17 protein-coding genes are annotated in these 20225 nt (G+C 59.7%); 5 read left to right on the top strand and 12 right to left on the bottom strand.

Annotation, left to right across the window (positions count from 1 at the left end):
• The first annotated feature begins 35 nt into the window (after positions 1-35).
• The 4 genes from PVW27_RS11220 to PVW27_RS11205 all read left to right on the top strand — a co-directional run bounded on the left by PVW27_RS11220 (position 36) and on the right by PVW27_RS11205 (position 4199).
• Positions 36-1160 (top strand): ABC transporter ATP-binding protein, encoded by a 1125-nt coding sequence (locus tag PVW27_RS11220; protein WP_274557723.1) that lies wholly within the window; start codon positions 36-38, stop codon positions 1158-1160.
• A 2-nt stretch (positions 1161-1162) separates the two neighbouring features.
• Complete coding sequence (locus tag PVW27_RS11215; protein WP_274557721.1) at positions 1163-2053, top strand: ABC transporter permease subunit; 891 nt, start codon at positions 1163-1165, stop codon at positions 2051-2053.
• A complete protein-coding gene (locus PVW27_RS11210) occupies positions 2050-2868 on the top strand; it encodes an ABC transporter permease (protein ID WP_274557719.1) in 819 nt (272 codons plus the stop codon). Before PVW27_RS11215 ends, PVW27_RS11210 begins: the two co-directional genes overlap by 4 nt.
• Before the next feature lie 65 nt (positions 2869-2933).
• A complete protein-coding gene (locus PVW27_RS11205) occupies positions 2934-4199 on the top strand; it encodes an NAD(P)/FAD-dependent oxidoreductase (protein WP_338019951.1) in 1266 nt (421 codons plus the stop codon).
• Between the two features lie 8 nt (positions 4200-4207).
• On the opposite strand, the gene PVW27_RS11200 is transcribed toward PVW27_RS11205, so the two are convergent.
• A complete protein-coding gene (locus PVW27_RS11200; protein WP_274557716.1) occupies positions 4208-5131 on the bottom strand; it encodes a DMT family transporter in 924 nt (307 codons plus the stop codon).
• Between the two features lie 304 nt (positions 5132-5435).
• On the opposite strand from PVW27_RS11200, the gene PVW27_RS11195 reads away from it, so the two are divergent.
• Positions 5436-6035: an outer membrane protein gene (locus PVW27_RS11195; protein ID WP_274557715.1), complete on the top strand. Its 600-nt coding sequence runs from the start codon at positions 5436-5438 to the stop codon at positions 6033-6035.
• An 81-nt stretch (positions 6036-6116) separates the two neighbouring features.
• Here the strand turns inward: PVW27_RS11195 and PVW27_RS11190 are convergent, their stop codons facing one another.
• The 11 genes from PVW27_RS11190 to gltB all read right to left on the bottom strand — a co-directional run bounded on the left by PVW27_RS11190 (position 6117) and on the right by gltB (position 20176).
• Positions 6117-6503 carry a diacylglycerol kinase gene (locus tag PVW27_RS11190; RefSeq protein WP_274557713.1) on the bottom strand — a complete coding sequence of 129 codons (387 nt, stop codon included), beginning with the start codon at positions 6501-6503 and terminating at the stop codon, positions 6117-6119.
• 10 nt (positions 6504-6513) lie between these two features.
• Positions 6514-7014: a peptide-methionine (S)-S-oxide reductase MsrA gene (msrA, locus tag PVW27_RS11185; RefSeq protein WP_274557712.1), complete on the bottom strand. Its 501-nt coding sequence runs from the start codon at positions 7012-7014 to the stop codon at positions 6514-6516.
• Positions 7011-7460, bottom strand: coding sequence for a peptide-methionine (R)-S-oxide reductase MsrB (gene msrB, locus PVW27_RS11180; RefSeq protein WP_274557710.1), 450 nt, complete (start codon positions 7458-7460; stop codon positions 7011-7013). Before msrB ends, msrA begins: the two co-directional genes overlap by 4 nt.
• A 123-nt stretch (positions 7461-7583) precedes the next feature.
• Positions 7584-8618, bottom strand: a complete 1035-nt coding sequence (gene tdh / locus PVW27_RS11175; protein WP_432762053.1) for an L-threonine 3-dehydrogenase — start codon at positions 8616-8618, stop codon at positions 7584-7586.
• Entirely contained in the window at positions 8618-9811 is a 1194-nt protein-coding gene (locus PVW27_RS11170) for a glycine C-acetyltransferase (RefSeq protein ID WP_274557708.1), read from the bottom strand. Before PVW27_RS11170 ends, tdh begins: the two co-directional genes overlap by 1 nt.
• Before the next feature lie 82 nt (positions 9812-9893).
• Positions 9894-11903: a hydantoinase/oxoprolinase family protein gene (locus PVW27_RS11165; protein WP_274557706.1), complete on the bottom strand. Its 2010-nt coding sequence runs from the start codon at positions 11901-11903 to the stop codon at positions 9894-9896.
• Positions 11904-11951: 48 nt separating this feature from the next.
• Complete coding sequence (queG, locus tag PVW27_RS11160) at positions 11952-13001, bottom strand: tRNA epoxyqueuosine(34) reductase QueG (protein ID WP_274557704.1); 1050 nt, start codon at positions 12999-13001, stop codon at positions 11952-11954.
• Positions 13002-13088: 87 nt separating this feature from the next.
• Positions 13089-13754, bottom strand: a complete 666-nt coding sequence (gene fzlA / locus PVW27_RS11155; protein ID WP_274557703.1) for an FtsZ-binding protein FzlA — start codon at positions 13752-13754, stop codon at positions 13089-13091.
• 60 nt (positions 13755-13814) lie between these two features.
• Positions 13815-14555, bottom strand: coding sequence for a monofunctional biosynthetic peptidoglycan transglycosylase (gene mtgA, locus PVW27_RS11150; protein ID WP_432762057.1), 741 nt, complete (start codon positions 14553-14555; stop codon positions 13815-13817).
• A 30-nt stretch (positions 14556-14585) separates the two neighbouring features.
• Positions 14586-15494 (bottom strand): Hint domain-containing protein, encoded by a 909-nt coding sequence (locus tag PVW27_RS11145; protein WP_274557699.1) that lies wholly within the window; start codon positions 15492-15494, stop codon positions 14586-14588.
• A gap of 143 nt (positions 15495-15637) precedes the next feature.
• Positions 15638-20176: a glutamate synthase large subunit gene (gene gltB, locus PVW27_RS11140; protein ID WP_274557697.1), complete on the bottom strand. Its 4539-nt coding sequence runs from the start codon at positions 20174-20176 to the stop codon at positions 15638-15640.
• Positions 20177-20225 lie beyond the last annotated feature (49 nt).

The following is a 20225-nucleotide window of genomic DNA, read 5'->3' as shown; positions in this document are numbered from 1 at the left end:
CGCGGGCCTTTCAATAATGAATGACAGGGACCGACATGGCACAAACCGTTTTCGCCCCGTGGGATGATCCGCAGGCAAAGCCTCTCATCCAGTTCAAGAACGTGACCAAACGGTTTGGCGATTTCACGGCGATCGAGAATCTGACGCAGGATATCTACGAGCGCGAGTTCTTTTCGCTTCTTGGTCCGTCAGGCTGTGGCAAGACAACCCTGATGCGGATGCTGGCCGGGTTCGAGAACGTGACCGAGGGTCAGATCCTGATTGCGGGTCAGGACATGGCGCATGTGCCGCCAAACAAACGGGCGGTGAACATGATGTTCCAGTCTTACGCCCTCTTTCCGCATCTGAGCGTGTGGGAGAATATTGCTTTCGGCTTGAAGCGAGAAGGCAAGCCCAAGGCCGAGATCGAGGCCCGCGTCGACGAGATGCTGCGCCTCACGCGGCTGGTCAAATTCGCCAAGCGCAAGCCCCATCAGATTTCCGGTGGACAGCGGCAGCGCGTGGCGTTGGCGCGCAGTCTTGCGAAAGCACCGAAACTGTTGCTGCTGGATGAACCGCTGGGGGCCTTGGACAAGAAACTGCGGCAAGATACGCAGTTCGAGTTGATGGACATTCAGGAGAAGACCGGCACGACCTTCGTGATCGTGACCCATGATCAGGAAGAGGCCATGACGGTCTCCAGTCGGGTCGCAGTGATGGACGAGGGGCGGATCATTCAGGTCGCAACTCCCGCGCAGATCTACGAAGCTCCGAATTCGGTCTATGTCGCGGATTTCATCGGAGACGTGAACATCATCGATGGTATCGCCACGCGTGATGGCGATGGCTATCGCATCACATGGGCCGAAGGGCAGGACCCGTTCGTCGCCAAGACGCAGAACAGTTTTGCAGATGGTCAACGCTGCCATCTGGCAATCCGGCCCGAAAAGGTTGCGATCTCAGCCGAACGACCCGATGACTCCGCCAATGCGATCGAAGGCCAGATCATCGACATTGCCTATCTTGGCAACATCTCGACCTATCACGTCAAACTGGTCAACGGTCAGATGATCAAGGCGCAGGCAGCCAACACGCGCCGCCTTTCGCGTAGGACCTTTACCTGGGAAGACCGCGTCTGGCTGTCCTGGACAGATACAGCCGCCGTCGTGTTGGAGCGCTAGGGATGCGTCGCTTCATCCTCATCGCGGTTCCCTATCTTTGGCTGATGGCCCTGTTTCTTGTGCCATTCCTGATCGTGCTGAAGATCTCTCTCTCGGATATTGCGCTGTCGATTCCGCCCTATACACCGCAGCTGGACCTGACCGAAGGATGGTCCGGGATCAAAGCCTTCCTGTGGCAGCTTGATTTCGAGAATTTCACCTTTCTGACGCAGGACCCGCTTTATTGGCGGGCTTATGTCTCATCGCTCCAGATCGCGCTGATCTCGACGGTTTTGACGCTTCTTGTGGGGTATCCCATCGCCTATGCGATGGCGCAGGCCCCCGATGAATGGCGTGCCACCTTGCTGCTGCTGGTGATCCTGCCATTCTGGACCAGTTTTCTGATCCGAGTCTATTCCTGGATCGGCATCCTGTCGAACGAAGGCTTCCTGAACCAGTTCCTGTTGTGGACGGGGATCATTTCGACCCCGCTGACCATCCTGAACACGAACACGGCCGTCTATATCGGGATCGTTTACACCTATTTGCCCTTCATGATCCTGCCCATCTATTCGGCGCTTGAGAAAATGGATGGCTCGCTTCTGGAAGCGGCCGAGGATCTTGGATGTTCGCGGCTGTCCGCTTTCTGGCTGGTGACAGTTCCACTGTCCAAAGCAGGGATCGTCGCAGGTTGCTTTCTGGTGTTCATCCCGGCGCTTGGCGAGTTCGTAATCCCCTCGCTGCTGGGCGGGTCCGACACGCTGATGATTGGCAAGGTGCTGTGGGAAGAGTTCTTCTCGAACCGCGACTGGCCGGTTGCGTCCGCTGTGGCGGTGATCCTGCTGCTGATCCTTGTGGTGCCGATCGTGCTGTTCCAGCGCAACGAGCAGAAGCAGCGGGAGTTGGACCAATGAGACGATTTTCCTGGTTCAATGCGACGTCCCTTACGGTCGGTTTTGCATTCCTTTACCTGCCGATGCTGATCCTGATCATCTACAGCTTCAACGAGTCACGTCTGGTGACGGTCTGGGCTGGTTTTTCGACACAATGGTACGGCTCGCTGTTGCAGAACCAGTCCTTCCTTGATGCGGCATGGGTCACGATTCAGGTCGCCGTGGCGTCATCCACCATTGCCACGATCCTTGGCACGATGGGCGCCTATGTTCTGGTGCGCGGCGGCCGTTTTATGGGACGGACATTGTTTTCCGGAATGATCTACGCCCCCTTGGTGATGCCCGAGGTGATTACCGGTCTGTCGCTGCTGTTGCTTTTCATCGGGATCGGGCTGGATAGGGGTATCTTCACCGTCGTGCTGGCGCATACGACCTTTTCGATGTGCTTCGTCTCGGTCGTCGTATCGTCGCGGCTGGTCAGTTTCGACAAATCGCTGGAGGAAGCGGCGCTTGATCTGGGCTGTTCTCCTTTCGATGCGTTCCGTCTCGTGACGCTGCCGATCATCGCGCCTGCGGTGATTTCAGGGTGGTTACTGGCCTTCACCCTGTCGCTGGACGATCTGGTGATCGCCTCATTCACCGCCGGACCATCCGCGACAACATTGCCAATCCGCATTTTCTCGGCCGTCAGGATGGGTGTGTCGCCCGAGATCAACGCCCTGTCCACGATCATGATCGCCATCGTGACGGTAGGTGTGGTCACGGCCTCGATCATCTCGAAACGCAGCAGCCTTGCCCAACAACGCGATGAACAGGCCGCAGCGCGCGCAACATGACCCGTATCTTTCCGGCCTTCGCCTATAGCAACGCCCCGGTTGCAGGCTGTTTTTGGGCAGGAACAGTGCCTGATGACGCAGACGGTTTTCCGCCGGTCACAGGGGATCACACGGCGGATGTGGTCGTCATCGGCGCGGGTTTCACCGGCCTGTCGTCCGCCCTGCATCTGGCGCGGGACGGTGTTGATACCATTGTTCTGGACGCCATGCACCCGGGATGGGGCGCTTCTGGACGAAACGGGGGATTCTGCTGCCTCGGCGGGGCGAAAGCCAGCAGTGCAGATATCGCTCGCCGGTTCGGGCAAGAGGCGCTTATGGGCTGGCGGCGTGCAGAGCAGGACGCCGTGGCGTTAGTTGCAGGATTGTTGGAGGAGCACGGCATCGACGCCGATACTCATTCGCAGGGCGAGACGATTCTGGCCCATAACTCGCGCAACGCCCGCGGCCTTCAAGACGATATCTCGCGGGTCAGGCGTGAATACGGGGTGGATGCCACATGGCACACTCCGACCCAACTGGACGATCTGGGTATGTCTGGGCCGTTCTTGGGGGGGCTGACCATCCCCGTCGGTTTCGCCCTGAACCCGCGCAAGTATATCGCGGGGCTGGTTCAGGCGGCCCGCAGTCTTGGCGCGCGTATCCACGGGTACAGCCCGGTCGCCGCAATCACCCAGATGGGCAACGGGATCGAGGTTCGAACGGGCAAGGCCACGATCCGTGCAAAGCGTCTGATTCTTGCGACGAATGGCTATTCATCAGATGATCTGCCGCCCTGGATGGCTGCGCGCTATATGCCCGCGCAATCAAATGTTCTGGTGACGCGCCCATTGACGCAGACCGAACTTGACGCAGCGGGCTGGAACAGCCGGCAGATGGCCTACGATACGCGAAACCTGTTGCATTATTTTCGCCTGATGCCCGACAATCGCTTTCTGTTCGGGATGCGTGGCGGTCTTTTGGCGTCTGCGCGTGCAGAAGCGGGTATCACCGCCCGCGCACGCGCGCATTTCGATGCGATGTTCCCGGCATGGCGCCATGTCGAGACACCACATGGCTGGAGCGGGATGGTCTGCTTCAGCGCGAACCGCGTGCCCTATTGCGGGCCAATCTCCGGGATGCCCGGTGCCTTTGCCGGCTTTGCCTTTCATGGAAACGGCGTAGCGATGGGCAGCTATACAGGCGCACTGCTGGCCGATCTTGCGCAGGACAAGCCGACAAGGCTCCCCCATCCTGCAGTTATGCGCGCCGATGCCCCCCGATTTCCCTTGGGCAGGTTCCGCAGGGCGCTGCTGCCGGCGGGTTATGCCTTGGCCGGTTTGCGGGATCTGTGAAACCGGCGTCACCCTTGCGGGGTCATGCCAGATCGCGCCTTTTCCCGCTTCAGGCCGAGCGCATGTTCGCGCAAGATGATCATCACGCCGGCCAGTATGACCAGACCAGCACCGATCAACATCTGAACCGTCGGCACTTCATCAAAGATGAAATACCCGATCAGAATCGCGAATAGCATCGAGGCGTAATCGAAGGGCGCCACGACGCTGGCATCGGCAAAGCGATAGGCGGAGGTAAGGAAAATCTGCCCCAGCCCCCCGAGTAGCCCTGCCACGATGAGTAATGCCGCCTCGAACGGCAGGGGGATCACCCATCCGAAGGGGAGTGTCAGCAATGACAACCCTGTGGCCGTCATCGAGAAAAAGAAAACGATGGCCGAGGTCTGTTCGGTCTGCACCAACTTGCGAACATAGATCTGTGCAAGCGCCGCACAGACTGCACCCATCAGCACCAGCATCGCTCCCAGAGCGGCCGCTGACTCAACCGTCGGCCCCGACAGCAGGGTCAAACGCGGCGCCAGCACCACCATCACGCCCACCATCCCCAGCGCGACCGCAAAAAGCCGGAAGGCACGCACTTCTTCATTCAAAAACATCGCAGCAAAAACAACGACTAACAGCGGCGCCGCATAACCGATCGCCGTAACTTCCGGCAGGGGCAAAAGGCCCAATCCCGCGAATCCAAGACCCATCGCAGCAGTTCCTACAAAACCGCGCCAAAAATGTCCCAGTGGTGACGTCACTTTGAGCCCTGTCCGCAGGTCTCCTCGCATCCAGAGCCACGCGAGTATGACAGGCATGGCAAAAAAAGACCGGAAGAAAACGGCCTGACCCGGTGGCACATGATCCGCCGTTGCCTTGATCAGGGATGCCATTGTGATGAACAGAATGACCGAACAGAGTTTGAGGATAATCCCCCGTAATGGCTGCATAATTCCCGCTTCCCTGCGACCGCATCGTGATGCTGACGGGTGTAGGTGTAAAGGTCAATGGTCACCACGCAACGCGGGTGAAAGCACTCGATCAAACCAAGTCAACCCAGGATGGAAAACAGGATCGGCGGAAAAACTCAATCAAATAGGCTATTTTTTGCCAATTTTCCTCACGTTTTGTTGTTCCGAAATCTAATGCTCAACTCTTGCGATATAGGCGGTTCAAGAGCATTTCTGCCGGGATCGTTGTTGTGATGGCTTTTCGCATTTTGCAGTAACGACCCCGTAACGAAAGGATGGGACTATGAAACTTACACATACACTTCTGGCAGCTCTGAGCGTCTCCGCACTCGCAGCTCCCGCATTCGCCGGTTCGGCTGCGCCCGCAGCCATGGAGCCGATGATCGAAGCACCCGCACCCGTCGCAATGACCATGGGCCGCGACTGGACTGGTGGCTACGCTGGTCTTCAGCTGGGTTATGCTGATGTTGAAGCCTCCGACGCTACCGGTGCTTCGACCAGCGGCGATGACGTCATTGGCGGCTTCACAGCCGGTTATGACTGGGACTTCGGTAATTTCGTGCTGGGTGCCGGCCTCGACGCCGACATTGCTGACTTGTCAGTAGGCGCTGCGACGCTTGAGCGTGTGTACCGGCTGAAAGTGCGCGGTGGCTACGATCTGGGTAACGGTCTGCTCTACGCAACCGCAGGTGGCGCCGGTGCAGACGTTGATGGTCTGGGCTATGACACCGGTTACTTCGTCGGTGCCGGCTACGAGCACATGGTGACGGACACGATCTCGCTGGGCGGCGAAGTGCTTTACCACGAGTTCGATGATTTCAAAGGCACTGGCACTGACATTGAAGCCACGACCTTCCAGATCCGTGCGAACTATCGTTTCTAATCGATCTGATCCTTCGGGATCACATCGGAAAAGGGCGCCCCTCCGGGCGCCCTTTTTTCTTTCGCACTTATGGGTATGGCGTTAACCCCGCACGACCCAGAGGCCGTACATCGTCACAATAAACCAGATCACATTGATCAGGATCATCAGGAACACAGCCGCTGATCCCACATCCTTTGCCTGCTTGCCGAATTCAGACCACTCGGGCGACAGGTGATCCACGATCACCTCGATCGCCGTGTTCAGCGCCTCGACCGTCAGAAGCGCCAGAAGCATCATCAGATAGATCACAACGCTTTGGCCCGGTGCGCCGCTGATCAAAAGCACCACCAACGCCGCCAGACCTCCCGCAATCTCTTGTCGAAAAGACGCCTCTTGCCACAGGCGCCGCAGACCCGCCATGGAATAGCCCGTCGCGGCGATCAGATGCACAAGGCCGCGTGTCCGGGCCGGTTTCTGCGGGATCATCGGTTGGTCGTCACGCACGCCTGGGCAACACCCAATGTGGTCGCGGGAAATGGCAGGTATAGCCATTGGGGCGCTTCTCAAGATAATCCTGATGCTCCGGTTCGGCCTCCCAGAATTCTCCGACGGGTTCGACTTCCGTCACGACCTTCCCCGGCCATATCCCGGACGCTTCGACATCCGCGATAGTGTTCAGTGCCTCGTCCCGCTGAGCTTCATCTGCATAGTAGATGGCAGACCGGTAGGACAGGCCGATGTCATTGCCCTGACGATTCATGGTGGTGGGGTCATGGATCTGGAAGAAGAACTCCAGAATGCGACGATAGGTGATCCGCTCTGGGTCGAAAATGATCTCGATCCCCTCGGCATGGGTGCCGTGGTTCCGATAAGTGGCGTGGGGCACATCTCCCCCGGTATAGCCGACCCGCGTGCGGATCACGCCGGGCAGCTTGCGGATCAGGTCCTGCATTCCCCAGAAGCAGCCACCTGCCAGAACAGCACGTTCTTCAGTCATCGGATATCCTCCACCTGATCCAGATAATCGCCGTAACCCTCGGACTCCATGTCATCACGATGCACAAAGCGCAGAGAGGCCGAATTGATGCAATACCTTAGCCCACCCTTGTCTCGCGGCCCATCTGGGAAAACATGCCCCAGATGGCTGTCCCCGTGGGCGCTGCGCACTTCGACACGCACCATCCCATGCGTTGTATCGGTCAGTTCCCGCACATGCGCGGGCTCGATGGGCTTGGTGAAACTCGGCCAGCCGCAGCCGCTGTCATACTTGTCCGACGAGGCAAACAGCGGCTCGCCCGAAACGATATCCACATAGATCCCCGGCTCCTTGTTCCGCAGAAGCTTGCCTGAACCGGGCCGCTCGGTGCCGCTTTCCTGCGTCACCCAGAATTGCTCGGGCGTCAGATTGGCCACCACATCGGGGTTTCTCTCATATTTCGGCATGATAGCCTCCGTCCTTGCGTTGTCTGCGCTCAACCTGCACCTTCCGGCCACGCTTTCAAGGCGCGTGCAAGCATTCACCGTTCTGAAAATACTCAAATCACCGTCAGCGAAACCTCTGCTCCGCTACCAGTCCATGACCACTTTGCCTGCATCGCCCGAAATCATGGCCTTGAAACCCGCCTCATAGTCGTCGATTCCGATCCGGTGGGTGATCAAACCCGAAAGGTCCAGCCCACCGCGAACCAGAGCGATCATCTTGTACCATGTCTCGAACATCTCGCGCCCGTAGATGCCCTTGATATGGAGCATCTTGAAGATCACCTCGTTCCAGTCCACTGCAAAGCCCTGTGGTGCAATCCCCAAAAGCGCGACTTTGCCGCCGTTGTTCATGTAGTGGATCATGTCCCGCATGGCTGGCGGCGCGCCTGACATCTCCAGCCCGACGTCGAACCCTTCGGTCATCCCGATCCGGGCCATGACCGCGTCCAAACCTTCCTCGTCCGCCTTGACCACATGCTGCACACCCAGGCGCCGGGCCAGATCCAGACGGTAGGGGTTGATATCCGTGATGACCACGCGCTGCGCCCCCGCACGCTGCGCCACCAGCGCGCCCATGATCCCGATGGGACCAGCCCCGGTGACCAGTACGTCCTCGCCCACCAGATCGAAGCTTAGAGCCGTATGAACGGCGTTGCCGAACGGATCGAAGATCGCTGCAATCTCATCGGGGATCTCAGGCGGAATAGGCACGACATTGGCCTCGGGAATACACAGGTATTCGGCAAAACTGCCGGGCCGATTGACCCCGACGCCTTTCGTATTGCGGCACAGATGTCCGCGTCCGGCGCGGCAGTTGCGACAGACACCACACACGATATGCCCCTCGCCCGACACACGCATGCCCACGGTGTATTTCGTAGCGGCCGCCCCGGTTTCGACGATCTCGCCCACGAATTCATGCCCGACAACCATGGGCACGGGAATCGTGGCCTGGGCCCAGTCATCCCACTTCCAGATATGCACGTCCGTGCCGCAAATGGCGGATTTCCTGACCCTGATCAACACATCCGACGGCCCCGGTTCCGGCACCGGGACCCGTTCCATCCAAAGGCCGGGTTCGGCGCTGGATTTCACCAGCGCTTTCATCTGGTTGCTCATCAGATTACCCCCATGTCACGGCCGACCACATAGAAGGCGTCGATCGCCCGGTCCAGCATGTCACGGCTCAGGGCTGCCGACATCTGAGTGCGGATGCGGTCCTGTCCACGCGGCACCACCGGGAACGAGAAAGCCGTCACGAACACGCCTTTTTCATGCAAGCGCGCCGCCATGTCGCGCGCCAGTTTTGGATCGCGCAGCATCACGGGAATGATCGCATGTTCCCCCGGCAGCAACTCGAACCCCAGCGCGCCCATGCGCGCCCGGAAATAGGCGGCATTTTCCCAAAGGGTCGCGCGCAGAGCGTCGCCTGACTCCAGCATATCGAACACCTTGAGACTGGTGGCCGCAATTACCGGGGCCAACGTGTTCGAGAAAAGATAGGGGCGCGACCTTTGCCGGAGCCAGTCCACCACCGGCGCAGACGCCGCCGTATATCCGCCCGAGGCACCCCCCAGCGCCTTGCCAAGGGTGCCTGTAATGATGTCCACCCGGTCCATCACACCACAAGCCTCGGCCGTGCCGCGCCCGGTCGGGCCGACAAAACCCACGGCATGACTGTCATCGACCATGACCATGGCGTCGTAGCGGTCAGCCAGATCGCAGATCTGCTCCAGCTTGGCCATGTAGCCATCCATCGAAAATATCCCGTCGGTGGCAATCAAACGATGCCGCGCACCGGATGCCGCCTGCAACTGCGCCTCAAGATCGGCCATGTCCGAATTGGCGTAACGCAGGCGCTGCGCTTTGCACAGACGTACACCGTCGATGATGCTGGCATGGTTCAGCGCGTCCGAGATGATCGCGTCCTCCGGCCCCAGAAGCGTCTCGAACAAGCCTGTATTGGCATCGAAACAGCTGGAATAGAGGATGGAATCCTCCATTCCCAGATAGGCCGCAATCCGTGCCTCCAGTGCCTTGTGCTCTTCCTGCGTGCCACAGATGAACCGGACCGAGGCCATGCCGTAACCATAGCGCTCCAGTGCCGCGCGCCCGGCTTGGATAAGGTCAGGATGATCGGCCAGCCCCAGATAGTTATTGGCACACAGGTTGATGGCCTGCCCGTCACCTTCCAGAACCACCTCGCCGGACTGAGGCGAGGCAATGACACGCTCGATCTTGTAAAGCCCTTCGTCCCGCAGCCCGTCCAGTCGCTCTGCCATGTCCGCGTCAAATCTGTCTGCAGCGCGCATTGCCTTCTCCTTCATCCACAGTCAGCCCAGCATAACACGCCGCTGTCCGGCCCTCATCCTGCTTTCACCCTTGCAGCACGCCTCATGCCGGATCAACGGCCACGCGCGGCCGACCGCTTGCCTCGACTGTCAGGACGGCTTCAATGAACACATCTCGCGCTTCGACCTGCGCGCGCCTGATCTCGCGGTCACATGTCACAAGGATCTCACCCGCCCCTGCGCGGCGCGCTTCTGTCGCTGCTTCGGTCCTCAGCACTGCCTCTAGCCGGGACATGGCCTTTTCCGGGTCCGGGAAATCCTCGGGTCCGGTTTCAAGATGAACCCTGTATTTTCCCTCGGATGGTGCCGAAACAATGCCGCTTTTGCGGAATGTCACCTGCCCGACCACCGCCCCGATCGCGTTGGCGACTCCTGCGTGTTCAGGCAGGATCATCCGCGTATTCAGGCGCAATCCAACCGCGGGATAGTAGCTGGCAGCCGACGCCCCCAATCCGATCACGTCGACGGCCAATCCGGCCTGCAGCGCAATCAGCCCGCGATGCCCGGACAGCGCCCTTTGCATCAAGGGATGGCGCGCAAGATCGGATGGGTTGGCGTCAAATGTGCTGCCTTCCTCTGCAAAAGCAGACTCTAATAGAGCCAGAACCGTCTGTTCGGTCAGCCTGTCCACAATCATGCGGGCCAGCGTCATTGCATCGCGCGCCAGAACCTCGCCCGCGCCGGTTCGCCTGCGCCCGAGCAAAAGCAATGCCTTTTCGGCTGCGTCGCGATCCCATGCTGTCAGGCCCCCCAGAACATGGCTTGCGTCTGACGGGGTTACCCCTGCCACCTGGACCAACCCCCGCCCAACAAGACGTTGCAAGCCCTGCCCCTCAATGCGTGTCTTCAGAACCGCCGCCAAAGGCTGCACCGCTGCGCCGATCCTTTCCAGTAAAACCATGTCGCGGTCAGACAACCCGCCTGCATCAACGCCGGCCACTGCCTTCACAAACCGCCCGTCATGCTCACCGGGAACAGCCGTGCGCAATTGTGCGTCCAGCGCATCGTGCACCGCATCCGGCGCGTCCAAAGCAATCAGGCTCACCGGCAAAAGCCTGCGTGGTCCGAGGGTCACACCGCCCTCCAACCCGTCGGCGATGAAATGCACTTCGCTGTCACCCCCCAATCCGTGGGTGCGCATCGCCACAGCTTCGACCATCGTTCTGTAGGGCCCGACCTGCGCGCCATTGGGATCAATCGCGGGCTTTCCATGGCGCAGAACGGCGATATCGGTCGTTGTCCCTCCGATGTCGGAAACCAGCGCCTCGTCGGCACCGGTCAACCAACGGGCACCAACAATACTCGCGGCAGGTCCGCTCAGGATGGTCTCGATAGGCCGTGCCTTGGCTTGGGCCGCTGACATCAGCGCGCCGTCTCCACGCACGACCATCAACGGGGCATTGATCCCAACCTCCTTCAGCACGTCTTCCGCCCGCCCGATCAGGCGATGCGTCATACCGATCAGCCGCGCGTTCAGAACGGCGGTCAGGGCACGTTTCGGTCCGTTCAGTCGCGCCGACAAATGATGGGAGCAACTGACAGGCCGTCCTGTCATACAGCCAATGATCTCGGCCGCCCGATTCTCGTGCGCCGGATTGCGCGTGGCAAACTGTGCCGCGACCGCAAAGCCCGAGATGCCTGAAACAGTCTCTAACCAAGCCTCAAGCGTGGCAGTATCTAGCGGAACCACCTCACCCCCGGCGTGACTGTGACCCCCTTGCAGGACCAGAACCGGATCTCCTCGCAACGCATTCGACAAGCCATGCGTCTCAAGATCGCGCGCATCGAAGCCGATATAGACCAACCCAACGCGCCCGCCCTGCCCCTCGACCAACGCATTTGTTGCCAGCGTCGTCGACAGCGAGGCCATAGCGACCTTGCCCGGCGACACGGCGGCCTGCGTCAGCACGGCACGGACGGCCGAACCGATCCCGATCGCCAGATCTGTTCGTGTGGTCAATGCCTTGGCACTTGCGATCACCTCGGTCTCATTGTGAATCAACACGGCGTCCGTAAAGGTTCCGCCCGTATCCACCCCCAGTAGCAGCGCCATGGGTTTCTCCTTTGCATGTTCTGGTGAGGGTGTAGCCCGCCGGGTCGCCTATGCCATCCTGTTTGCGGCACCTTTCAGTCGCATCACCGCCCACCGCGCGGCATCGGCGACCTCTTCCGCCGGATCGTCGCTCAGGGGCTGTGCTGCGGCTATGAGCCCCGGATCGCCGGAGTTGCCGATAGCGTAGAGCACATTGCGGACAAAGCGGTCTCTACCGATACGCTTGATCGGCGACCCGGCGAAAAAAGCACGGAAGCCCGCATCATCCAATTTGACCAGATCGGCCAGCGGTGGCGAGATAAGATCCGGTCGGGCGTGATATCCTATGTGGCGCGCCGCAACGGCGAACTTGTTCCACGGGCAAACGGCCAGGCAATCGTCACAGCCATAGATCCGGTTTCCCATCAAGGGCCGCAATTCGGGATCAACCGGGCCTTTGTGTTCGATCGTAAGATAGGAAATGCAGCGCCGCGCATCCAGTTGGTAAGGTGCCGGAAATGCCTTGGTCGGACAGATATCAAGACAATTCCGGCAAGATCCACAATGATCAACCTCGGGGGCGTCCACGGGCAAGTCCAGCGTGGTGAAGACTGACCCGATGAAGAACCAGCTTCCCAATTGGCGGCTGACCAGATTGGTATGCTTGCCTTGCCATCCCAGACCTGCCGCTTGACCCAAGGGTTTCTCGGGCACGGGTGCCGTATCAACGAAAACCTTGACCTCGCCACCGCCTGCGTCGATCAACCAGCGCGCCAGTCGTTTTAGCCGCTTCTTGACCAGATCGTGGTAGTCCTTGTTCTGCGCATAAACAGAGACTGTTCCGGCGGTTTTTCGCTCCAGCGCTGCCAACGGATCTGTTTCAGGCGTGTAGCTTTCAGCCAGCATGATCACGGACCGGGCATCAGGCCAAAGCGCCGCCGGATCACCACGCCATCCACTGCGTTCCGCCAACCACGCCATCTGGCCGTGATATCCTGCCGCCAGAAAAGCCGCCAGCCGTTCAGGAACCTCCGGCACATCCCACGGTCTGCATATGCGACACGCGTCAAACCCTTCGGCCCGCGCCTGAGCAATCAATCGTTGTTTTAACCCTTCCATCACGCGCCCGTTTCTTCTTGCGCGAAATACCCTTGGCGGAAGGCGGCAGGTCGAGGAGCTGGCAGCACCCCTTGCGCAACGGGTGTCTCAGAAATCCAGATCAGCATAGTGACCCGGTGGGGGAAAACCTGGAACCTGATCGGCCAGGATCGACCGAAACGCCGGGCGAGACTTGATCGTGGCATACCAGTCCTTGACCGACTGCGAGCGGTTCCAATCAACATCGCTGATATAGTCCAGCGAGGACAGATGGGCCGCGGCGGCGAAGTCGGCAAGGGTCATAACATCACCAGCAAGCCAGCGTCGATGATCCAGAAGCCATGCCATGTAGTCCAGATGAAACTTGATAGCCTTGGCACCATCCTTGACGTTGCGGCTGTCGGGAAAACCGCGGGACATGATCTTTTTGTTCACCCGTTCGTAGAGAAGCTTCGACGTCACCTCGTGGTGGAACTTGTCGTCGAACCAGGCCACCAACCGTCGTACCTCATAGCGGTCGTCCCGTCCGCGTGGCATCAACGGAGGTTCGGGATAGGCCTCTTCCAGATACTCGCAGATCGCGGCACTTTCCGACATCGTCTTGCCGTCGATCTTGAGCACCGGAACCTTAGCCGCGGGATTGCGACGCAGAAAATCAGGCGATGGCTCCCAGTATCGCTCTTCGACCAGCTCACATTCGATGCGCTTTTCCGCCAGACTCAACCGGACTTTGCGGCAGAAAGGGGACAGGGGAACGTGGAATAGCCGCGCCATGGAACAGATTTGCCTTCAATTACGGGTTGCCCCCCTGCATGCCTTGCTGCGCGCGGATTTTCAATCCTCGAAACAGGCGGCTCGTCCATCGGTGGCGATCAACTGCGCTCCGTCTTCAATCACCGCGATGCGGCGACGCTGAGATGCTGTCGGCGATTCCGCCGACCTTGCCTTGGGAGCAGGCAGCACCATCGCCAGTCGCGCGGCCTGTGCCGATGACAGGCTTTCCGATCCAATCCCGAAATAGTGTCGTGAGGCCGCCTCGACGCCAAACACACCCTCGTCGAACTCGGCGATGTTCAAATAGACTTCTAGGATGCGCCGCTTGGGCCATGTCAGCTCGACCACAGGAGTGATCAAAGCTTCAAGCGCCTTTCGGCCCCAGCTTCGACCGTGCCAAAGGAAAGCATTCTTGACAACCTGCTGCGTGATCGTAGACGCCCCGCGGTTCGCGCCCGAGTCGATAGCTGTCTTGATAGCGTCCAGATCGAAACCCATGTGGAGACAAAAATTTGCATCCTCCGCCGCGACGACGGCACGCAACATCACTGGGGCCACCTCATCGGCATCTACCCATTCACGGCTGATCTCACCCAGATACCGCTTTTCTGACTGCATGTAGAGCGTGGTAGGCGGGTTGATGACGCGATAGGACAGCACCCAGAGCAGCATCAACACAACAGACCCCAAAAGTCCGCGGAGCAACCAACGCCGTAGGGTTCGCAGAGGAGCCAGTCCTGCTGCGCTGGATGAGCGTTTCGCGCGTGTTGTTTTCGTCTTGCGTGCCACGCTGTCAGCTATAGGCAAGCAGCGGCACTTGGGAAAGCCCAGTCATGCAACCAGAAGCGTCGCCTCGCGGGACTTTGCGATACTGCGTATGGGTTTCCATCTGTCCCGACCGGATTCTGTCGCCAGTTCCGGGAACAAGGCCAGAATCTCGGCACGTGTTTCGCTGGCCCCCGCAATCAGATAGTCACCTGGATGCAGGCTTTCGGTGGCGGCCCCTTCCGCAAAAATCACTTCGTGATGATCCATGAGGATGTGGACATAGGTGACCTGCGCGCAGGGTGCCACGCTGATCGTGTCACCATTAACCAGTGTCTTTGCAGGGACAAGAACTTCGCTCTCGCCGAAATACATTTCGGCTTTCCAGCCGGTCATCAGCATACGATGGTTGGGTGAGACAAGCAGAGCGCGTGTGTTGCCCAGCGTATCCGGCATGAATCGGATCGGGGCAAACCGGCCGGTCCCGTCAACGGTGATCTGACCAACCCAACGGACCGGGCGCATGCCGCTGTCGCGTGTCAGCAAGAGATCCCCAGGCTGCAAGGATTCGACCGGCAGCGCCCCTTTCGCCGTGAAGATCATCGTTCCCGCGACGAAGCAAGGAACCGGTGGCAGGTCATATTGCGTTGAAGTGTTCACAAAGGTCGAAGAGCGGAAGCTTGACGGAACAAGCACCGTGCCATCCGTCGGCATGAAGACGGCAGACGCCCCGGCGCGATAATAGGTGACGCCTGTCATGGTCACGTTCTGACCATTGATGCGAACGGTTATCGTATCACCCACCCAGACACTGGTGACAGCGAATCCCCCGACCGTATCGCCCTGCGATGTGCCCAGTGATCCGTTGTCATTCTGATCGACAGCGGTCAGCGTTACAGGAGTCAAGCTTGTGCCAAAAAACGGCGGGTTGCCGGGGTCCAGGGTGTAGAACGAGAAGCTATATTCGGTGGGCATTGCGCAGCTCTAACTGTCAAACATACTCAACCCTAACGCGCGAATGAGACAAAATTTTTCATAGATAATGTCTTAAAAAAGAAAAACCCGGCGAAAACACGCCGGGTTTTCAATAGCTTGGTAAGGTTGGTCCCGAATATGACTTATTCGGCGGGCATCGCCTGCTTTTCGATCGTCAGGGGGTGCGGAATATGGATCAGCATCTCCTTGGGACAGACTTGGATGAAGTTGGCGCGTTCTGCCTCCCAGTGCTGGAGAATGTCCGCAGCACGCCGACTTCCGGTTTCGTCCAGATGGCGCTGGATCAACGATTTGAGCTGATCTTCCCAATAAGGGACGGTCACCGGGCAGGTCACCAATGTCTCCATGTTCATCATCTTGGCTGCAACGCCTTCTGGGTCATAGAGATACGCCATGCCCCCGGTCATCCCCGCGCCGAAATTGGCACCGATGCCGCCCAGAATCACGGCAACGCCGCCGGTCATGTATTCGCAACCGTTGCTGCCGCAGCCTTCGACCACGACCTTGGCCCCCGAGTTGCGCACGGCAAAGCGTTCACCCGCGCGGCCGGCCGCAAACAGATAACCATCCGTCGCACCGTAAAGCACGGTGTTGCCGATGATCGTGTTCTCCGACGCGACCAGCGGGCTGGCCATTGGCGGACGCACCACGATGGTTCCCCCCGAAAGGCCCTTGCCGACATAGTCATTCGCATCGCCCGACACTTCCAGCTTCAACCCAGGTGCCGCAAAGGCCCCAAGGCTTTGGCCCGCTGATCCTGTCAGTTTGACCGTCAGGTGGTTGGGTTGCAGCGCATTGCGCATCCCGAACCGCTTGACGATATGGCTGGAGACGCGGGTGCCGACGGTCCGATGGGTGTTCTGCACCGCATAGGACAGTTGCATCTTCTCGCCTTCCTCAAGGAAGCGCGCGGCGTCGCGGACAATCTCGGCGTCCAGCGTGTCGGGCACAACATTGCGCGGCTTGGCACGATCATAGACGATGTCACCCGCGCCATCGACGGTGATCAGCAGCGGGTTCAGGTCCAGATCGTCCAGATGCGCGGAACCACGGCTGACCTGCGACAGAAGATCGGCGCGACCGATCACCTCATCCATGCTGCGCGCACCGATGCTGGCCAGAATCTCGCGCACTTCCTGCGCGTAGAAGGTGATCAGGTTCACCACCTTGTCGGCATTGCCGGTGAATTTGGCGCGCAGCGCCTCGTCCTGCGTGCAGACGCCGACAGGGCAGGTGTTCGACTGGCACTGACGCACCATGATGCAGCCCATGGCGATCAGGGCGGCGGTGCCGATCCCGTATTCCTCGGCCCCCATCATCGCCGCCATGACGATGTCACGTCCTGTGCGCAGACCGCCATCGGTGCGCAGCGTGATCCGGTCGCGCAGGTTGTTCATCGACAGAACCTGATGCGCCTCGGTCAGGCCCATTTCCCATGGCAAGCCAGCATACTTGATCGAGGTGGCGGGGCTGGCACCGGTGCCACCGTTATGGCCTGATATCAGGATGATATCGGCCTTGGCCTTGGCCACGCCTGCCGCAATCGTGCCAACACCCGACTGAGCCACCAGCTTGACGGTGACCTTGGCGCGTGGGTTGATCTGCTTGAGGTCATAGATCAGCTGCGCCAGATCCTCGATCGAATAGATGTCGTGATGCGGCGGCGGGCTGATCAGCGTCACGCCCTTGGTCGAATGGCGCAGACGGGCGATCAGGTCCGTCACCTTCATACCGGGCAACTGACCACCCTCGCCGGGCTTGGCACCTTGGGCGACCTTGATTTCCAGTTCTTCACACTGGTTCAGGTATTCAGCGGTTACACCAAAGCGACCCGAAGCGACCTGCTTGATCTTGGCGCTGGGGTTGTCACCATTCGGCTCGGGCACGAAATGCGCCGGATCTTCGCCACCCTCGCCGCTGTCGGACTTGGCACCGATACGGTTCATCGCGACGTTCAGAGTCTTGTGCGCCTCGGGCGACAGTGCGCCCAGCGACATGCCGGGTGTCACGAACCGCTTGCGGATCGAGGTGATGCTCTCCACCTCTTCGATCGGGATCGCTGCGCCCAAGGGTTTGATCGCCAGCAGGTCGCGCAGATGGATCGGCGGCATGGCCTGCATCTTGGCCGAATACTGCTTCCAGATCTCGAAGCTGGCCTTGTTGCAGGCGGTCTGCAGCAGGTGCATCGAGGTTGCTTCCCACGCATGCGTCTCGCCGGATCGGCGGGCCTTGTAGAAGCCGCCGATAGGCAGAACATCGGTCCCACCCAACCATCCCTTGGCATGAACTTCTTCGGATTTGCGCTGGATCCCCGTCACGCCGATGCCACTGATACGGCTGGTCATGCCGGGGAAATACTCGGCGCACATGGCGCGGGACAGACCGACCGCCTCGAAGTTCAGGCCGCCGCGATAGGAGGAGACGACAGAGATGCCCATCTTCGCCATGATCTTGAGCAGACCCTGGTCGATCGCTTCCCGGTAGCGGCGCATAGCCTCGGTCAACGTGCAGTCGATCAGGCCGCGCGCGATCCGGTCTGCGATGCTGTCCTCGGCCAGATAGGGGTTCACGACGGTAGCCCCGCAACCGATCAGCACCGCAAAGTAATGCGGGTCGATACATTCAGCCGACCGCACATTCAATGAACAGAAGGTCCGCAGACCTTTGCGGGTCAAATGCGAATGAACAGCGCTTGTCGCAAGGATCATCGGCATGGCAACGCGGTCTGCGTTCTGCTTGTGATCGGTCAGCACCAGATGCCCGGCACCCGAGCGCACAGCGTCCTCAGCTTCGGCGCGGATCCGCTCCAGACCCTTGCGAAGCGCATCGTGATCTTCGCCCACGGGGAAGGTGCAGTCGATCTCGACCAACGGCGCATTGAAGTTGCGCGTGACCTCATCCCACTGTGCGTTGCCGACAAATGGGCTGTCCAACACCAGAATCTCGGTCTGGGCAGAGCTTTCGTCCAGCACGTTCTTGAGGTTGCCGAACCGCGTCTTGAGGCTCATCACGCGGAATTCACGCAAGGAGTCGATGGGCGGGTTTGTGACCTGACTGAAGTTCTGGCGGAAGAAATGCGACAGCGGGCGGTACTTGGTGGACAGAACAGCCGCGGGCGTGTCGTCCCCCATGGAGGCCAGCGTTTCCTTGCCATCCTCAGCCATCGGCGCAAGGATTTGCTCCAGCTCTTCGATGGTATAGCCGGCCGCGATCTGGCGCTTGCGCAGTTCAGCGCCGCTGAACAGCGGTGCTTCCGTCACACTGGCCAGCGCATCGTCCAATTCGTTGATCTTGCCGACCCATTCCCCAAAAGGCTGGGCAGCAGCCAGACGGTCCTTGATCTCTGAGTCGTGGAAAAGCTTGCCTTCCTTCATGTCCACCGCGATCAACTGCCCCGGCCCCAGCGCGCCTTTTTCGCGCACGGTGGCTTCCTTGATCGGGACCATCCCCGCCTCGGACCCGGCGATCAGCAGACCGTCACCTGTCACGACATAGCGCATCGGACGCAGACCGTTGCGGTCCAAACCAGCGCAGACCCAGCGGCCATCGGTCATCGCCAAGGCGGCGGGGCCATCCCACGGCTCCATGACCGAGTTGCAATAGGAATACATGTCACGCCAGCTTTGCGGCAGTTCCACCGCCTGCTTGGACCACGATTCCGGCACCAGCATGGTTTTTGCCATCGGCGCCGAACGGCCCGCGCGAACCAGCACCTCGAACACGGAATCGAGCGCGGCAGAGTCAGACGACCCAGCCTGCACGATCGGCTTGATATCTTCTGCCAGATCACCAAAGGCACCCGAGGCCATGCGGATCTCGTGCGATTTCATCCAGTTGACGTTACCGCGCAGCGTGTTGATCTCGCCGTTATGCGCCAGCATGCGGAAGGGTTGCGCCAGCCACCATTGCGGGAAGGTGTTGGTGGAATAACGCTGGTGATAGATGGCGAAAGCCGATTCAAACCGAGGATCCTGAAGGTCGGGATAGAACTCGGCCACCTGCTCGGCCAGCATCATACCCTTGTAGATGATCGAGCGGCAGGACAGCGAACAGATATACATCCCCTGAATGCCTGCAGCGATAGCGGCCTTCTCGATCCGGCGACGGATCACGTATAGCTCGCGCTCAAAGGTTTCCTCGTCCACACCCTTGATGTTGGAAATCAGAATCTGCTCAATCTCCGGGCGGGTGGCGTTCGCCTTTTCGCCAAGGCACGAAATATCGACCGGCACATGACGCCAGCCATAGATGTAATAGCCCATCCGCAGCACTTCGGTTTCCACGATGGTCCGGCACGTTTCCTGCGCACCGAAATTGGTACGCGGCAGAAACACCTGACCCACAGCCATCAGTTGGTCCGTCTTGGGCTCGTGCCCGGTGCGCCGGATCTGATCATAGAAGAAGGGGACGGGAATCTGCACATGGATACCGGCGCCATCGCCGGTCTTGCCGTCAGCATCGACGGCCCCGCGGTGCCAGATCGCCTTGAGCGCGTTAATCCCGTTCTCGACGACCCGGCGCGACGGCTTGCCGTCGATAGAGACGACGAGGCCAACACCGCAGGAAGAATGCTCTTCCTCTTCGGCATAGAGACCGTTCTCGGCCATCCACTTGCGCTTGGCTTCCTCGGCGACAGCCCAGCTTTCATCATACTTGGTCATGGGTTCAACCTTTCATTCTGTGCCGGGTCGGGCGTCCTGCCCTGTCGGA

It is taken from the genome of Seohaeicola sp. 4SK31 (assembly GCF_028802875.1).
Lineage (GTDB): Bacteria > Pseudomonadota > Alphaproteobacteria > Rhodobacterales > Rhodobacteraceae > Seohaeicola.
This window is presented reverse-complemented; position numbering and strand designations above follow the sequence as displayed.

Coding starts and splice junctions, on each gene's coding strand:
- PVW27_RS11220 (WP_274557723.1), top strand. CDS start 36: ATGGCACAAACCGTTTTCGCCCCGTGGGATGATCCGCAGGCAAAGCCT.
- PVW27_RS11215 (WP_274557721.1), top strand. CDS start 1,163: ATGCGTCGCTTCATCCTCATCGCGGTTCCCTATCTTTGGCTGATGGCC.
- PVW27_RS11210 (WP_274557719.1), top strand. CDS start 2,050: ATGAGACGATTTTCCTGGTTCAATGCGACGTCCCTTACGGTCGGTTTT.
- PVW27_RS11200 (WP_274557716.1), bottom strand. CDS start 5,131: ATGCAGCCATTACGGGGGATTATCCTCAAACTCTGTTCGGTCATTCTG.
- PVW27_RS11195 (WP_274557715.1), top strand. CDS start 5,436: ATGAAACTTACACATACACTTCTGGCAGCTCTGAGCGTCTCCGCACTC.
- PVW27_RS11190 (WP_274557713.1), bottom strand. CDS start 6,503: ATGATCCCGCAGAAACCGGCCCGGACACGCGGCCTTGTGCATCTGATC.
- msrA (WP_274557712.1), bottom strand. CDS start 7,014: ATGACTGAAGAACGTGCTGTTCTGGCAGGTGGCTGCTTCTGGGGAATG.
- msrB (WP_274557710.1), bottom strand. CDS start 7,460: ATGCCGAAATATGAGAGAAACCCCGATGTGGTGGCCAATCTGACGCCC.
- tdh (WP_432762053.1), bottom strand. CDS start 8,618: ATGAGCAACCAGATGAAAGCGCTGGTGAAATCCAGCGCCGAACCCGGC.
- PVW27_RS11170 (WP_274557708.1), bottom strand. CDS start 9,811: ATGCGCGCTGCAGACAGATTTGACGCGGACATGGCAGAGCGACTGGAC.
- PVW27_RS11165 (WP_274557706.1), bottom strand. CDS start 11,903: ATGGCGCTGCTACTGGGGGTGGATACGGGCGGAACCTTTACGGACGCC.
- queG (WP_274557704.1), bottom strand. CDS start 13,001: ATGGAAGGGTTAAAACAACGATTGATTGCTCAGGCGCGGGCCGAAGGG.
- fzlA (WP_274557703.1), bottom strand. CDS start 13,754: ATGGCGCGGCTATTCCACGTTCCCCTGTCCCCTTTCTGCCGCAAAGTC.
- PVW27_RS11145 (WP_274557699.1), bottom strand. CDS start 15,494: ATGCCCACCGAATATAGCTTCTCGTTCTACACCCTGGACCCCGGCAAC.
- gltB (WP_274557697.1), bottom strand. CDS start 20,176: ATGACCAAGTATGATGAAAGCTGGGCTGTCGCCGAGGAAGCCAAGCGC.